We start from the raw sequence: 13,691 nt of genomic DNA, 5'->3' as shown, positions 1-13,691 counted from the left end.
GGTGACGGAGCAGCGCCAGCCTGGGGCCGGATTACTTCACAAGGAGACAGAGTATGGCAGTCAGTGATTATCAACTTATCGAAGCCTGGCAGGAAGTGCTGCGCCTGTCCAAGCTGGAGGCGGGTCAGACGGTGACGCTGCTGACCAGCTCGAGCACGCACCCGCAGACGCTGCAGTGCGCCCAGATCGCGGCCCAGTCCATGGGCGCGGTGGTCAACCGGCTGGACCTGCTGCCGGTCAACGCCGACAAGGCGCTCAGCCGCGACTCGCTGGCCTATCTGGGCACCACGCCGCTGACCGGCAAAGAGGCGGCCATTGCCGCGCTCAAGGCCAGCGACCTGGTGCTGGACCTGATGACGCTGCTGTTCTCGCCCGAGCAGATCGACATCCTGAAGTCGGGCACCAAGATCCTGCTGGCGGTCGAGCCGCCCGAGATCCTGGTGCGCACGGTGCCCACCGAAGCGGACCGGGCGCGGGTGACGGCGGCCGCGCAGCTGATCAAGGCGGCCAAGGAAATGAGCATCACCTCGCCGGCGGGCACGGACCTGCGCTGCGCGCTGGGCGAGTTCCCGGCGATCCGCGAGTACGGCTTCGTGGACGAGCCGGGACGCTGGGACCACTGGCCCAGCGGTTTCGTGCTGACCTGGCCCAACGAGGGCGGCTCGAACGGCACGATCGTGATCGACAAGGGCGACATCCTGCTGCCGCAGAAGAAGTACTCGACCGAGCGGATCGTCCTGACGGTGGAGAACGGCTACGCGACCCGGATCGAGGGCGGGGTGGAGGCCGAGCTGCTGGACGAGTACATGAAGTCCTTCAACGATCCGGAAGGCTACGCGATCTCGCACATCGGCTGGGGCCTGCAGCCGCGCTGCCACTGGTCCACGCTGGGGCTGTACTCGCGCGAGAACACGATCGGGATGGATGCGCGGGCCTTCGAGGGCAACTTCCTGTTTTCCTTGGGGCCGAACAACGAGGCCGGGGGCGCTCGCACCACGGCCTGCCACATTGATATTCCGCTGCGCCACTGCACGGTGAGCCTGGACGGGCGCGCTGTGGTGCGCGATGGCAAGGTACTGGACGGAGGCGTGGGTGAGTACGAGTGAAGGGGCGGTATACGCCCAGCAGGGTTTCGGGGCGCAGCTGGAGCCGCAGGCGCCGTACGGGCTGCTGATCATCGACCTGGTCAACGGTTTTGCGGACCCGGCGGTGTTCGGGGGCGGGAACATCCCGCAGGCGATCGAGAACACGCAGCATCTGCTGGCCACGGCGCGCGCGCAGGGCTGGCCGGTGGCGCACTCGCGCATCGTGTACGCGGATGACGGGGCGGATCACAACATCTTCAGCATCAAGGTGCCGGGGATGCTGGGGTTGCTGGAGAACGAGCCCAACAGCCAGATCGTGCCGGAGTTGACGCCGGCGCCGGGCGAGCTGGTGGTGCGCAAGAACGTGCCCTCGGCGTTCTTCGGCACGTCGCTGGCGGCGTGGCTGACCCAGCGCGGGGTCAAGACGCTGCTGGTGGCCGGGGCGGTGACCAGCGGCTGCGTGCGCGCCAGCGTGGTCGATGCGATGCAGCTGGGCTTTCGCCCGCTGGTGGTGTCGGACTGCGTGGGCGACCGGGCGCTGGGCCCGCACGAGGCGAACCTGTTCGACATGCGCCAGAAGTACGCGACGGTGGCCACGCGCCAGGAGGCGATGGCGCTGCTGGGCCTGTAAGGGCGAGGGCCGCGTAAGGGTTTCGACGGCCTGCCGCTTGGGGGCGGGCCGTCGGACACGTGCCCCCGGGAGCTGGATGGCTTCCGGGGTTTTTTTTTATCTGCCTGTCCCTTGAAATACCTGTTCCAGGCTTTGGGCGTCGAGCAGGTTCAAGGCCCATTGTTCCAGTTGATTTGGCGCTGCCGTTTCAATGCGGCGCTGTGCTTCGGCATCCACGGAACCGAATCGGTGTTTCAACTGGCTCTGCAACAGTGCTCGGCCTTCTTGTCGGCCTTGTTCCAGGCCTTGTTTCATCCAGCGCAGTTCCCAGTTGCGTTCCTCGTAATTGATCATGGCGTCGATCTCCTCGAAAGTATGGATCAGGGGGGTGTCCAGATGGGGCAGGTGCAGGGGCAGCACCACGTGCTGGACCCAGCTGCTCAGCAGTCGGCGCAGCCGAGCATGTTCAACGGGATGGGTCAGCTTGGCAATAGTGTGCAGACAGTCCCGCAGCTCGTCCATGCTTTGCAGATGCTGCAGGCGGAAGATTTGGGTGATGATGGCTTCGGGCGGCAGGGACTGGTTCAGAAGCAGTTGTTTTTGTTCAATCAGCAGGAAAGCTTGCGAGGGGTTGTAGCGCTGCAGCCACGGCGGCGTATCGGTCATGAGCGTCTGCATGTCGCAAGCCGCGCTCCAGGGCGCATCGCCCGTGTGCAGCACCACGGGCAGGATGGGCGGCAAGGGCGTATTTGGCTGGCGATGCTGATGCTGCTCGTGCAGCAGAGCGGCGTAGCTGCGCATGCGCAGTGCCATGGAGCGGTCGCTGCGCGATTGGTGCTCCAGCAAGAGCAGCATGTTCTGGCCGCCGTCCAGAGTCAGGCGCCAGGCCATGTCGGCCTGGCGTGTGGGTCGATCGGCATGGGCGAAGAGGGTGTTCAAGGCCTGCAGCGATTCCTGCTCGATGCGTTCGCCCAGCTCGGCGGGCAGGCAGTGGGCGATGAAGTCGTGCAGCACCAGAGGCTCGTCGAGCAGGCTGCGATAGAAGGTGTCGTACCGGGTCATGGATGGGTTCCTGGAGGAGTGGAGTCCAGGAACCAGCATGACTGATTGCTTCCGTCAGAACAGCCGGTTGATCAAGTGTTTATCCAGCGTAGTATTGCGGCCGGCTCATACTGTCAACGGCAAGGGCTGTCGCGAACGCGGCTTTGCCGCTACCCTAGCGGCAGTGCCGAGCGTGGCTCGGAATAGGCAGGGCCGACGCGTCAAGACGCGGACAAGGAGCGGCAATGACAGGCGTTGAACGAGTTCAGGGAGTAACGGGGCTGGTGCTGGCGGCCGGGCTGGGCCGGCGGTTCGATCCGTCGGGACGTCAGCTCAAGCTGCTGGCGCCCATGGCGGACGGGGTGACGGTGCTGCGGCGGGTCTGCGAGACGGCGCTGGAGGTATTGGACGAGGTCGTGGTGGTCTGCGATCTGCACGAGGCCGAACTGCGCCAGGAGCTGGACGGACTGGCGCTGCGCTTCGTGCGCGCTGAACAGGCTGCGCGCGGCATGGGAGTCACTGTGAAGGCCGGCGTGCAGGCCAGTTCGCCCGCCTGCGGGTGGCTGGTGCTGCTGGCCGACATGCCCTGGGTGCAGGCGCGAACTTTGGCGGCTCTGGCTGGCGCCTTGCGTCATGGCGCCGGCCTGGTGCGGCCGGTCGTGGACGGGCAGCCCGGCAATCCGGTCGGGCTCGGGGTCGGGTGGCGCGGAGAATTGCTGGCGTTGTCCGATGCCGAGGGAGCTCGGGGCCTTTTGCAGGCGCACAGGCAGGACACGGCCTGGGTGGCCGTGACCGATGCGGGCGTGTTGCGGGATGTGGACGTGCCGGCCGACCTGGATCCGTCGCTGTCCTGACTGCTCAGGCGTGACCGCGCTGCTTGGCGATCTGCTGGCGCTCCAGGCGGGCAATGTAGTTCTGGATGGCGGTCTGGGGGGAGCCGGGCAGGTCGATGAAGGTGCAGCCCAGGCGCTGGATCTGCTTGCCGTTGGGAAGCTCCTGTTTTTCCGTGCGCGCGACCTCCAGGGCGACCAGGAAGGAGCCGGTATCCGGCAATTCCAGCAGGGATTGGGCGTAATGCGTGCCGATCGGCTCGGGCATGTCCATGGATTCATCCACCAGGGACAGGCCGCCGCCGCTGATGTCGTGCAGGCGAAAGCTCTGGCTTTGATTGTTCAGTCGCAAGGTGACCATGGCCGGCTCGCTCAGCGGCACATTGACGCGGAGGTACTCGCGCCGCTGCAGGCGCCGTATGGATTCCGGGATGGGAATGGCGAGGGCGGGCTGGCCTTCGAAGGAAGCGACTTCCGGGGTCGGGGCCTGGAAAGTGATCTTGACCTTGTCCACGGACGTCTCGAAGTTGACGTGTTCGGATTGCAGCAGACGGCGGGTCTGCTCTTGCTTGTTGGCCGTGTCGATGACGATGATGTTGCTGTCCGGGTCTATCTCCAGGATGGTCGTGACGATGCTGGTGTCTCCCTGGCCCGCTTCCATGTGCAGCAGCAAGCCGCTGCTCTTGATGGCCCGCAGGATGCGCAGGATCTCAAATCGGGACTGGATCCGGTAGGGATCGTCGTCATGGGGATGGTGCGAGGAAGTCATTGCGCTGCGGACAAGAAAAGTCATCAGTGGTCGGGGACAGCCGCCAGATTAACATTCTTGCCCGCTTTAGGACATGTCTTAAAGAATTGATAAACAGCGAAAAATCAGCCGGATTCCGCTATTTGCAAGGCGCAGCGCGCCGCGGCCAGATCCCAGGCAGCGCAGCCTACCGACTTGAAGAAGAAGGGTTTGTCCCTGGGCGCCGGCGAGCGCAGCACCTGGTGGATGCCCTGGACCTGGTCCCAGTCCACCTGGGCCTGCAGCAGGTCGCCCGCTTCGTGGCGGGCGCCGTTCAGGTCATCGACGTACAGGCGGCTGGCATGCAGGGTACGCGGTTCGAACTCGGCCATGTCGGCGCGGAACGCGCCCACTCCGATCAGCAGGCGTTCCAGCCGGGCTTCTTCGTGATAGACGGGCGTCAGGCTCCCGGTCAGGGCGATCACCACGTCCGCGTCGGCGGGCAGGTCCCTGGTCAGGCGGACGCGGCCGCCATGACGCTCGCGCAGGCCGGCCACGGCCTGTTCCGCCCGGGACGGATTGCGGCACGTCAGGGTGACGCGGGCGTTGGGATACAGCGTCAGGATGGCGTCGGCATGGCCCAGGGCCTGGCGGCCGCAGCCCAGGGTGGCCACGTGCGTCGGCCCTTGCGGCCAGAGCGCCTGTATGCCCAGCATGGATACGGCGGCGGTGCGTCGCACCGTGACGGTGGGACCGTCCAGCAGGGCCAGCGTCTGGCCGGTGCGCGCGTCGTAGACCGCGACCAGGGCCAGGATGGAGGGCAGGCCCAGGGCCGGATTGTCGGGCATGACGTTGGCGAGCTTGTGCACGCCCACATCGTGCGCCACGGCCGGCATGGAGAGCATCTGTCCGCCCTGCGGGTAATTCAGCACCTGCCGCTCCGGAGCCAGGATCCTGCCGGCTGCATGTTCGGCCATCGCCTTGCCCAGGCAGGCGACCAGCTCGGGGTAGGGCAGGCAGCGGGCGGTGTCTTCCGCGGACAGGACTGAAGAAGGGGTCAGGTTCATTGCAGGTCTCCGTCAAGGTGGGCCGCCGGCGCGGCGGCGCCCGGGCGTCATGCCGACCAGTGTAGCCCAGCGCCTGCGCCGGGCAAGATCGGGCTCACCCGGATTCACCCTAGGTCTCTTCACCGGGCTTGACAGTTTTTCGCCCCAAGGGCGCGCCCGTCGCGGCATAATTGGGGGTGAGGCCTGCGCCTGTCCTGGCGGGCTGCTGTATTTGGGGAGAAAAGAAAAATGGGCTTGCTCAATTCCGTGGTGTCGGCCTTGTCGTCGGCGGACCCGCATTCCAAGGTGCAGGGAGAGCTGCTGCCGGCCTTGATCCAGGTGGTCAGCACCTATCCCGGCGGCCTGGCCGGTTTGATCGAGCGCTTTCGCGAAGGCGGTTTTGCCGACGTGGTGTCGTCCTGGCTGTCCCAAGGCGAAAACAAGGCCATCGGCGAGCAGGACCTGGCGAGCGTCATGGGCGCTCCCGCCATCGAAAAGCTGGTCAGCCTGTCGGGCCTGAGCCAGCAGACCGTGCTGGAGAACCTCAAGGTCATGCTGCCTTCCCTGATCGACCAGGCCAGCCCGAACGGCCATTTCGATCCGTCTCACCTGACGGACGTCAACAGCCTGCTGGGCGGGCTGACGCAATTGTTCCGCAAGAGCTGATCTTTCACGTATCAAGAAAAAGGCGCCCCTCCAGACCGGAGGGGCGCCTTTTTGCTTCGGATCGCGCCAATCAGCCGCGCGAGGCCTCCAGGGCCTGTTCCAGATCGGCCAGGATGTCGTCGATGTGCTCGATGCCGATGGACAGGCGCACCATGTCCTCGCTGACGCCAGCCGCCGCCAGCTCTTCGCTGTTGAGCTGGCGGTGCGTGGTGCTGGCCGGATGGCAGGCCAGGGACTTGGCGTCGCCGATGTTGACCAGGCGCAGCACCAGCTTCAGGGCGTCGATGAAGCGCGTGCCGCCCTCGATGCCGCCCTTGATGCCGAAGGACAGGATGGAGGCGGGCTTGCCGCCCAGGTAGCGCTGCGCCAGTTCGTGCTCGGGGTGGTCTTCCAGTCCGGCGTATTTCACCCAGGATACCTGCGGATGGGCCTTCAGGTAGCGGGCCACCTTCAGGGCGTTCTCCGTGTGGCGCTCCATGCGCAGCGGCAGGGTCTCGATGCCTTGCAGGATCTGGAAGGCGCTCAAGGGGGACAGGGCGGCGCCGGTGTTGCGCAGCGGGGCAACGCGGCAGCGGCCGATGAAGGCGGCGGGACCGAAGGCTTCCGTGTAGACCACGCCGTGATAGGAAGGGTCGGGCTGGTTCAGGATGGCGAAGCGCTCCTTGTGCTCGGCCCAGGGGAACTTGCCCGAATCGACCACGATGCCCGCGATGGTGGTGCCATGGCCGCCCATGTACTTGGTCAGGGCGTGCACCACGATGTCGGCGCCGTGCTCGAAGGGCCGGCACAGGGCGGGGGAGGCCACCGTGTTGTCCACGATCAGGGGCACGCCGTGACGGTGCGCGGCGTCGGCCAGGGCCTGCAGGTCCACGATGTTGCCGGCGGGGTTTCCAATCGTTTCACAGAACACGGCGCGCGTGCGCTCGTCGATCAGGGACTCGAGCGCAGCGATGTCGTCGTGCGGGGCGAACCTGACGGTGATGCCCTGGCGGGGAAAGGAATGAGCGAACAGATTGTAGGTGCCGCCGTACAGCTTACTGACGGAAACAATGTTGTCGCCAGCCTCGGCAATCGTTTGTATAGCATACGTGATGGCCGCCATGCCCGAGGCCACGGCCAGCGCGCCCACGCCGCCCTCCAGCGCGGCGACGCGCTCTTCCAGCACGGCGTTGGTGGGGTTCATGATGCGCGTGTAGATATTGCCCGGCACTTTCAGGTCGAACAGGTCCGCGCCATGCTGGGTGCTGTCGAAGGCGTAGGAGGTGGTCTGGTAGATCGGCACGGCCACGGCCTTGGTGGTCGGATCGGGCTGGTAGCCGGCATGAATGGCAAGAGTCTCTAATTTCATGATTCGTTATGGGCTTGATGATCAAGTGGCTGACTGTAATAGGCGAAGCATAACCCTTGTACGGCATGAAGTGGCTTTCAATTCGCAGACTTTTGCCCTATGTTCATATTTCTTGAGGTAATGATAAGCGTTTTTGTTATAGAGCCCTCCTTTTCAGCCTCCGCGCCGAATTTTCTTGGCTCCGGTACTTCGCGACGGCCCGACATGGGTTAGCATTTCGTATCCGGCTATATGGCTTATCGCGTCATGTCTCGAGGTACTAGAGGCTTAAATGAAAGTATGGTTTAAGCGGGGCTTGTTCAGCCTCGTCGTCTTGGCAATTGTCACGGTCGTGGGCGGGGCGATTTTCCTGCTGACATTCAACCCTAATTCGTACAAGCAGAAGCTGGCCGACGTGGTCCAGCAGAAGTACCAGCGTACGCTCAAGATCGACGGCGACATCGAGCTTTCCCTGTTCCCCCGCATCGGCCTGTCCGTGCAGGGGCTGTCCCTGTCCGACCGCAATTCCGACGACCCCTTCGCCTCGCTGGAGATCGCCCGCTTCGCCGTCGCCCTCTGGCCTCTGATCAACAACCGCCTGGTGGTCGACCACGTCGCCGTGACCGGCTTCAAGGCCTGGATCGTGCGCGACGAGGAAGGGCACTTCAATTTCGACGATCTGCTGCAGGCCGCTCCGGCCGCTGCGGCCGCGCCGCAGGCCGCCCCGGCCGCGCTGGCCCTGCTGCCCGCCGCCCAGGCCGCCGAGCCAGCCGCCGCCGGACAGGACGCATCCTCGCCCGTGCCCGAGCTGATCGCCAAGCGCTCGGGAAGCGACACGGATTTCCAGATCGATATCGCCGGCCTCAGCCTGAAGGGCGGCGAGATCCACTACTACAGCAAGCGCAGCAACGTCATCGGCCGGCTGGTGCAACTGGAAGTCAACACCGGCCGGATGACTTTCGGCCAGCCTTTCGACGTGGCCCTGAAGGGACGCGTGTCGGGCGATTACCCGTCCGCCGACGGCATGCTGGAAGGCCAGGGCCAGTTCCGCATGGACCCGGCCGCCAAGTCGTATTCCGCCCAGAAGCTCAACCTGCAGTTCAACGGCGAACTGGACCAGATCAAGGCGCAGAGCCTGGCCCTCAAGGGCAATGTGGCCTATAACGCCTCGCAGCGCCAGTTCAACGCCACCAGCCTGGACGTCCAACTGCAAGGCCAATGGCTGGGGCAATATCCCCTGGATGACCTGAGCGCTACGCTGACCACGCCCAAGATGCAGATCGACAGCGCCGGCGACCTGGTCTCCTTCGAGAAGCTGGGCTTGCGCGTCAATGGCAAGAACGAGCAGCAGGCGCTGGAACTGGCTCTGGATGCGCCGCGCATCCAGGTCTCTCGCCCACCCAGGCCGAGGGTGATCCGATCGTGGCCACGATGAAGGTCAGCGGGCCGCGGGTTCTGGGCCTGGGCCTGACGCTCAAGGGAATCGCGGGGAACAGCGAGAAGCTGCTGTTCCAGGAGGCGCGTCTGGAAGGGGCCGTCAAGCAAGGCAATCGCGTGGCGCAGATCAAGGCGGTGTCGCCGGCGCAATGGCAGCCTGCGGGCGAATGGCTGCGCTTTCCCGCCATTGCGGCCAATCTGCGCGTCGAGGACGAGGCTGCGGCCGGCAGCCGTTTCGAAATTCCCCTGTCCGGCGAAGCGGACCTGAACATGGGGCAGCGCAGCTACCAGGCGCAGTTGAGCAGCCAGACGGATCAGGCGCAAGGCACGCTGGACCTGAGCCTGCAGGGCCAGGACGAGGGCCGCCTGCTCAAGGCGGCGCTCAAGGCCGACAAACTGGACCTGGACGAATTGCGTTCCATCTTCTGGCTGGCTGCGCCCGGCCTGGCTCAGGGCGCCGAGACGCAGCCCGAGCCGGCCGCCAAGGCCCCGGCTGCCGAACAGGAAGAATCTCCCGAGCCCAAGCCGGCGCCTGCGCCGGCCGTGGAAGAGGCGCTGGTGGCCAGCGCCGATCGGCTGGCGTGGCTGAAAACCACCCGCCTGGACGTGAGCATGGAGGCCGCGCGGCTCAAAAGCCTGGGCCTGAAGCTGGAGCAGGTCAAGGGCCGACTGCAGAACCAGGGCGAAAACCTGCAGCTCAAGCAACTGACGGGCAAAGGCTACGAAGGGCAGTTCCAGTTCCAGGGCAGCCTGGAGCCCGGCAAGCAGTTCGATCTGTCGCTGAAATTGCAGAAGAGGCGGGTCGGGTACTTGCTGCTGGATGCCTGTGGCGAGGACCAGCTGTGGGGGCAGGGCGGTGTGCAATTGAATCTGAAGGGCCAGGGCGCGACAGTGGCGGCCCGGCTGGCCTCGCTGGAAGGCGGCCTGCAGTTCGACCTGCAGGACGGCGGCTGGCGCGGCGTGGACCTGGACCAGAGCGTGCGCGACATCAACGAGGCCGTGCGCAACGCATTCAGCGGTCAGATTCCCATGCTGCGTCCCCAGTCGGACCCGCAGCGCCGCACGATATTCAGCCGTCTGCAGAGTTCGCTGGACATCAAGCAGGGCCAGGGCGTCTTCCGCAGCCTGAAGGCGTCCACGCCATTGCTGACGCTGTCCATGGGCAAGCCGGCGGGACTGGACATGGTCAACCAGCAGGCGGATGTGCTGCTGCAGGCGCGCCTGAATGCGCGCCTGGACCCGCAGGAGCGCAAATCCTTGCAGGATCTGCGCAATGTGGCCATCCCCTTGCGCGTATCCGGTCCCTGGCAGGCGCTGTCTTATCAAGTGCAATGGAAGGAAATCGCCAGCCCTTCCATCAAGAAGGCCCTGCAGGACGGATTGCTCGACCTGCTCAGCCAGCAGGAGGCGCCGGCCGAGGAATCCGCGCAGGACGCGCCGGAGCCGCAGGCCGTGCAGACTTTGGGCGACGCCTTGAAAGGACTGCTGCGGCCATGACTTCCTGTACGAGCGCGGAGCGCCGGACCGAATCCGGAGCGCTCTTTCATCCCTTGAAAGGCGGCCCCGGCCTGGCGAACGGCAAGGCGGCGGCTTGCCACGACCTGTGGGTCCTGGGCGACGCCTCGGGCCGCGTCCTGTCCGCGGACGAACTGCCCCGCCTGGCGGACCTGGAGATCGACTTGCGCTTTGGCGACCTGGTGCTGCGTGCGCCCGGCATGATGCGCCTGGACATTGCCGTGGACGTCATCGAGGACGACGAGGACTCCTGCGCCCTGTGGCAGGAGGAGGGCCGCAGCGTGCGGCTGGTGGATGAAGGGGAACTGGCGGCGGCCTGGTTCGGCCGCTGGCTGGGTCAGCCCCTGCGCGTGCTCAAGCGGGTGCCCGCGTGATCGGCGCTTCAGGGCTGCTGCTTGGACTGGAGCTGCTTGAAGCGGGTCATCAGGGTGGCCTGGTCTTCCTGATGCTGCGGATGGACTTCGATGCATTCCACCGGACAGACCACCACGCACTGGGGCTCGTCGAAGTGGCCCACGCATTCCGTGCACAGGTTGGGATTGATCTCGTAGATCTCTTCGCCCATGTAGAGGGCCATGTTCGGGCACTGCGGCTCGCAGACGTCGCAGTTGATGCATTCTTCGGTGATGTGCAGCGCCATGGCGTGATGTCCTGATTGCTTCCGTTTCCCCGGCAGTGCGGCCCGAGGATGAATATCGATTCACCCTACAGTGTAGTACGGACTGCGCCGCGGGGCGAGATCAGCGCGCCGAGCCCGATTGCTGCAGTTGCTGCTCGCGCCGCTCCTTGGCCTTGCTGTGCAGCCAGCGCTCCACCGAAGGGAACACGAACTTGCCCACGTCGCCGCCCAGCACGGCGATCTCGCGCACAATAGTGCCCGAGATGAACTGGTACTGGTCCGAAGGAGTCATGAACATGGTCTCCACTTCGGGCAGCAGGTGGCGGTTCATGCCGGCCATCTGGAATTCGTACTCGAAATCGGACACGGCGCGCAGGCCGCGGACGATCACGCGCGCGTTCTGCTCGCGCACGAAGTCCTTGAGCAGGCCCGAGAAGCTCTTCACTTCCACGTTGGGGTAGTGGCTGAGCACTTCCGAGGCGATCTCGACACGTTCTTCCACGGTGAAGAAAGGGCGCTTGTTCTGGCTGGAAGCCACTCCGACCACCACGTGGTCGAAAAGATTGGCGGCTCGTCTCACCAGGTCCTCATGGCCGCGCGTCAGGGGGTCGAAGGTTCCGGGATAAACAGCAGTAATCATGGTGCGTCCGCGTGATGGGTTCAGGTTGGCGGGTTGGAGTCCTGCGGACGCGTCGCTTGCGCCCCGGGAGGTTCGGCATTATTGACTGTTTTCTGCGTCGCAGCAAATCGAAACAGATGATAATGCACCTGTCCCGCCTTCTCCTGGCGTAGTATCTCGTATTGCTCCGGGGCCTGTACAGGGCTTTCCGATTCGACGTAGACCAGCGCCTCGGGCGCCAGCACATTGGGCAGCAGCGGCCATATCCTGTCCAGCCAGTCGCGGGCGAAGGGCGGATCCAGGAAGACCAGGTCGTAACGCATCTGGCTGCGCTCCAGGATATGCAGCGCATCGCCCGAATGGACGCGTACGTGCTCGGCGCGCAGCTTGGCGCGCAGGGCGCGCAGGCTTTCCACGGCCGGGCCGTGGCGCTCCACCATCTGCACGAAAGCCACGCCGCGCGAGGCGGCCTCGAAACCCAGCGCGCCGCTGCCGGCGAACAGGTCCAGCACGTTCTTGTCGGCGAATTCGCCGCCCCAGAAGTGGCGCAGCCAGTTGAACAGGGTCTCGCGGACGCGGTCGGGGGTGGGGCGCAGGCCGGGCGCATCGATCACGGGAATCGGCGTGCGGCGGTAATCACCGCCTACAATACGGACAGCGTGTTTTCTCATCAGCGCTTTGATCGGATAATGATGTGAAGGACGCCGGCCTTGCGGCCGGATTTCTTCGCCACGATGCAGGGGCGCTTGCGCGCCGCATCGATACAGCCTTCGCGCAAGCCTCGTCGTGAACGGCGAAGCTTGCGCGAAGGCGCGTGGTCATTCAACAGAATCTTCTAGTGTAAAACGTATGTTCAGTTTTTTTAAAAGAAAGAAGGTAACGCCGGCTCCGGAAGCGCCTCGCACAGAGCCGACCGAACCGCTTTCTCCCCAGGATCCCGAGTCCGGCGCGGCGCTGCCGCCTGCGCCCCCGTCCAGGCTCCGGAGCGCGCCGAGCCGCCGGGGCAGGAACCGTCCGCCTCTTCCGCGCCAGCCGCTGAACCGGCGCCGTCGCCCGTTGCGAAGGAGGTCCAGCCGCCTGTGCAGGAAGCGGCTCCCGGCTTCGGGCATCCCGCGGAGCCCGAACGCGCTCCAGCGCCCATCCCCGAGCCCGCTCCCGTCATGGAGCCCGAACCGGCGCCCAAGCCCGGACCGGAACCGGTTCCGCAGCCTGAGCCCCAGCCGGTTCCGGCCGCCGAAGCCGCTCCGGCCAAGTCCTCCTGGCTGTCGCGCCTGAAGCAGGGGCTGTCGCGGACCGGCCAGAGCATAGGCGGGCTGTTCGTGGGCGCCAAGGTGGACGAGAACCTTTTCGAGGAGCTCGAAGAGGCCCTGCTGCTGGCTGATGCCGGCGTGGACGCCACGGACAAGCTGCTGACGGCCCTGCGCGCGCGCATCCGCAAGGAGAAGATCTCCGACGCCGCCCAGGTCAAGCAGGCGCTTTGCGACATCCTCGCCGATCACCTCAAGCCGCTGGAAAAGGCTTTCCCCTTGCAGGCGGCGCAGCCGCTGGTGGTCATGATCGCCGGCGTGAACGGCGCGGGCAAGACCACCTCCATCGGCAAGCTGGCCCACACCTTCCAGGCGCAGGGCGCCAAGGTATTGCTGGCCGCCGGCGATACGTTCCGGGCTGCGGCGCGTGAGCAGCTCATCGAATGGGGCTCGCGCAACAACGTCGGCGTCATCGCCCAGGACGGCGGCGATCCGGCCGCCGTAGCCTTCGACGCCGTGCACGCGGGCAAGGCCCGCGGCATGGGCGTGGTCATGGTGGATACGGCCGGAAGGCTGCCCACCCAGTTGCACCTGATGGAAGAGCTCAAGAAGATCAAGCGCGTCATCGGCAAGGCCGACGGCCAGGCGCCGCACGAAGTCCTGCTGGTGGTGGATGGCAACACCGGCCAGAACGCCATCTCGCAGATCCGCGCCTTCGATGCGGCGCTGGGCCTGACGGGGCTGGTGGTCACCAAGCTGGACGGCACGGCCAAGGGCGGAACGCTGGCGGCCGTGGCGGCGGGCGCCCAGGGCGTGCGTCCCATTCCGGTCTACTGGATCGGAGTGGGCGAGGGCATGCAGGACCTGCAGCCTTTCGTGGCGCGCGCATTCGCCGCCGCCGTCATCGGTCTGAACTGATCGG

General features: G+C 65.6%; 15 protein-coding genes. 8 read left to right on the top strand and 7 right to left on the bottom strand.

Going from position 1 to position 13,691, the window contains the following annotated elements; all coding sequences use genetic code 11:
* Positions 1–53 precede the first annotated feature (53 nt).
* Both ACWPWO_RS13025 and ACWPWO_RS13020 read left to right on the top strand, forming a co-directional pair.
* Positions 54–1,106, top strand: a complete 1,053-nt coding sequence (locus ACWPWO_RS13025) for a 2,5-dihydroxypyridine 5,6-dioxygenase (RefSeq protein ID WP_454006936.1) — start codon at positions 54–56, stop codon at positions 1,104–1,106.
* Positions 1,066–1,716, top strand: a complete 651-nt coding sequence (locus ACWPWO_RS13020; protein WP_454006935.1) for an N-carbamoylsarcosine amidohydrolase — start codon at positions 1,066–1,068, stop codon at positions 1,714–1,716. The genes ACWPWO_RS13025 and ACWPWO_RS13020 overlap by 41 nt, the downstream gene beginning before the upstream one ends.
* A gap of 96 nt (positions 1,717–1,812) precedes the next feature.
* Here the strand turns inward: ACWPWO_RS13020 and ACWPWO_RS13015 are convergent, their stop codons facing one another.
* Positions 1,813–2,757 (bottom strand): Rpn family recombination-promoting nuclease/putative transposase, encoded by a 945-nt coding sequence (locus ACWPWO_RS13015; RefSeq protein ID WP_454006934.1) that lies wholly within the window; start codon positions 2,755–2,757, stop codon positions 1,813–1,815.
* A gap of 224 nt (positions 2,758–2,981) precedes the next feature.
* On the opposite strand from ACWPWO_RS13015, the gene ACWPWO_RS13010 reads away from it, so the two are divergent.
* On the top strand, positions 2,982–3,590 hold the full coding sequence (locus tag ACWPWO_RS13010; protein ID WP_454006933.1) for a nucleotidyltransferase family protein: 609 nt from the start codon (positions 2,982–2,984) through the stop codon (positions 3,588–3,590).
* 4 nt (positions 3,591–3,594) lie between these two features.
* Here ACWPWO_RS13010 and ACWPWO_RS13005 read toward each other — a convergent pair whose 3' ends face one another.
* Together ACWPWO_RS13005 and ACWPWO_RS13000 are read right to left on the bottom strand one after the other, a co-directional pair.
* On the bottom strand, positions 3,595–4,359 hold the full coding sequence (locus ACWPWO_RS13005; protein WP_454006932.1) for a flagellar brake protein: 765 nt from the start codon (positions 4,357–4,359) through the stop codon (positions 3,595–3,597).
* An 80-nt stretch (positions 4,360–4,439) separates the two neighbouring features.
* On the bottom strand, positions 4,440–5,360 hold the full coding sequence (locus ACWPWO_RS13000; RefSeq protein WP_454006931.1) for a delta(1)-pyrroline-2-carboxylate reductase family protein: 921 nt from the start codon (positions 5,358–5,360) through the stop codon (positions 4,440–4,442).
* Positions 5,361–5,588: 228 nt separating this feature from the next.
* Between ACWPWO_RS13000 and ACWPWO_RS12995 the strand changes: the two genes are divergently transcribed.
* Positions 5,589–6,005, top strand: coding sequence for a YidB family protein (locus tag ACWPWO_RS12995; protein ID WP_454006930.1), 417 nt, complete (start codon positions 5,589–5,591; stop codon positions 6,003–6,005).
* Positions 6,006–6,075: 70 nt separating this feature from the next.
* Here the strand turns inward: ACWPWO_RS12995 and ACWPWO_RS12990 are convergent, their stop codons facing one another.
* Positions 6,076–7,353, bottom strand: coding sequence for a bifunctional O-acetylhomoserine aminocarboxypropyltransferase/cysteine synthase (locus ACWPWO_RS12990; RefSeq protein WP_394061529.1), 1,278 nt, complete (start codon positions 7,351–7,353; stop codon positions 6,076–6,078).
* Positions 7,354–7,624: 271 nt separating this feature from the next.
* Here ACWPWO_RS12990 and ACWPWO_RS12985 point away from each other — a divergent pair, with 271 nt between their 5' ends.
* Genes ACWPWO_RS12985 through ACWPWO_RS12975 form a run of 3 tightly spaced genes read left to right on the top strand, consistent with a single transcriptional unit; the run spans position 7,625 to position 10,658 of the window.
* Entirely contained in the window at positions 7,625–8,767 is a 1,143-nt protein-coding gene (locus ACWPWO_RS12985; protein ID WP_454006929.1) for an AsmA family protein, read from the top strand.
* A complete protein-coding gene (locus ACWPWO_RS12980) occupies positions 8,764–10,266 on the top strand; it encodes an AsmA family protein (protein WP_454007490.1) in 1,503 nt (500 codons plus the stop codon). Before ACWPWO_RS12985 ends, ACWPWO_RS12980 begins: the two co-directional genes overlap by 4 nt.
* Positions 10,263–10,658 (top strand): MOSC N-terminal beta barrel domain-containing protein, encoded by a 396-nt coding sequence (locus tag ACWPWO_RS12975; RefSeq protein ID WP_454006928.1) that lies wholly within the window; start codon positions 10,263–10,265, stop codon positions 10,656–10,658. Before ACWPWO_RS12980 ends, ACWPWO_RS12975 begins: the two co-directional genes overlap by 4 nt.
* A gap of 8 nt (positions 10,659–10,666) precedes the next feature.
* Here ACWPWO_RS12975 and ACWPWO_RS12970 read toward each other — a convergent pair whose 3' ends face one another.
* The 3 genes from ACWPWO_RS12970 to rsmD form a co-directional block, all read right to left on the bottom strand.
* Positions 10,667–10,924 carry a YfhL family 4Fe-4S dicluster ferredoxin gene (locus ACWPWO_RS12970; protein WP_454006927.1) on the bottom strand — a complete coding sequence of 86 codons (258 nt, stop codon included), beginning with the start codon at positions 10,922–10,924 and terminating at the stop codon, positions 10,667–10,669.
* 100 nt (positions 10,925–11,024) lie between these two features.
* The gene (gene coaD / locus ACWPWO_RS12965) at positions 11,025–11,543 is read right to left on the bottom strand and encodes a pantetheine-phosphate adenylyltransferase (RefSeq protein ID WP_454006926.1); all 519 of its coding nucleotides are present in this window, start codon (positions 11,541–11,543) and stop codon (positions 11,025–11,027) included.
* Between the two features lie 20 nt (positions 11,544–11,563).
* Complete coding sequence (gene rsmD, locus ACWPWO_RS12960; RefSeq protein WP_454006925.1) at positions 11,564–12,193, bottom strand: 16S rRNA (guanine(966)-N(2))-methyltransferase RsmD; 630 nt, start codon at positions 12,191–12,193, stop codon at positions 11,564–11,566.
* Between the two features lie 489 nt (positions 12,194–12,682).
* Between rsmD and ftsY the strand changes: the two genes are divergently transcribed.
* Entirely contained in the window at positions 12,683–13,687 is a 1,005-nt protein-coding gene (ftsY, locus tag ACWPWO_RS12955) for a signal recognition particle-docking protein FtsY (RefSeq protein ID WP_454007489.1), read from the top strand.
* The last annotated feature ends 4 nt before the right edge of the window (positions 13,688–13,691 follow it).

Source organism: Alcaligenes sp. Marseille-Q7550 (assembly GCF_965112015.1).
This window is presented reverse-complemented; position numbering and strand designations above follow the sequence as displayed.

Bases quoted from the DNA above. Each gene is read 5' to 3' on its own strand.
- ACWPWO_RS12980 (WP_454007490.1), top strand. From the start codon at position 8,764: ATGAAGGTCAGCGGGCCGCGGGTTCTGGGCCTGGGCCTGACGCTCAAG.
- ACWPWO_RS12985 (WP_454006929.1), top strand. From the start codon at position 7,625: ATGAAAGTATGGTTTAAGCGGGGCTTGTTCAGCCTCGTCGTCTTGGCA.
- ACWPWO_RS12990 (WP_394061529.1), bottom strand. From the start codon at position 7,353: ATGAAATTAGAGACTCTTGCCATTCATGCCGGCTACCAGCCCGATCCG.
- ACWPWO_RS13020 (WP_454006935.1), top strand. From the start codon at position 1,066: ATGGCAAGGTACTGGACGGAGGCGTGGGTGAGTACGAGTGAAGGGGCG.
- ftsY (WP_454007489.1), top strand. From the start codon at position 12,683: ATGGAGCCCGAACCGGCGCCCAAGCCCGGACCGGAACCGGTTCCGCAG.
- ACWPWO_RS12995 (WP_454006930.1), top strand. From the start codon at position 5,589: ATGGGCTTGCTCAATTCCGTGGTGTCGGCCTTGTCGTCGGCGGACCCG.
- ACWPWO_RS13010 (WP_454006933.1), top strand. From the start codon at position 2,982: ATGACAGGCGTTGAACGAGTTCAGGGAGTAACGGGGCTGGTGCTGGCG.
- rsmD (WP_454006925.1), bottom strand. From the start codon at position 12,193: ATGAGAAAACACGCTGTCCGTATTGTAGGCGGTGATTACCGCCGCACG.
- ACWPWO_RS13015 (WP_454006934.1), bottom strand. From the start codon at position 2,757: ATGACCCGGTACGACACCTTCTATCGCAGCCTGCTCGACGAGCCTCTG.
- ACWPWO_RS13025 (WP_454006936.1), top strand. From the start codon at position 54: ATGGCAGTCAGTGATTATCAACTTATCGAAGCCTGGCAGGAAGTGCTG.
- coaD (WP_454006926.1), bottom strand. From the start codon at position 11,543: ATGATTACTGCTGTTTATCCCGGAACCTTCGACCCCCTGACGCGCGGC.
- ACWPWO_RS13005 (WP_454006932.1), bottom strand. From the start codon at position 4,359: ATGACTTTTCTTGTCCGCAGCGCAATGACTTCCTCGCACCATCCCCAT.
- ACWPWO_RS12975 (WP_454006928.1), top strand. From the start codon at position 10,263: ATGACTTCCTGTACGAGCGCGGAGCGCCGGACCGAATCCGGAGCGCTC.
- ACWPWO_RS13000 (WP_454006931.1), bottom strand. From the start codon at position 5,360: ATGAACCTGACCCCTTCTTCAGTCCTGTCCGCGGAAGACACCGCCCGC.
- ACWPWO_RS12970 (WP_454006927.1), bottom strand. From the start codon at position 10,924: ATGGCGCTGCACATCACCGAAGAATGCATCAACTGCGACGTCTGCGAG.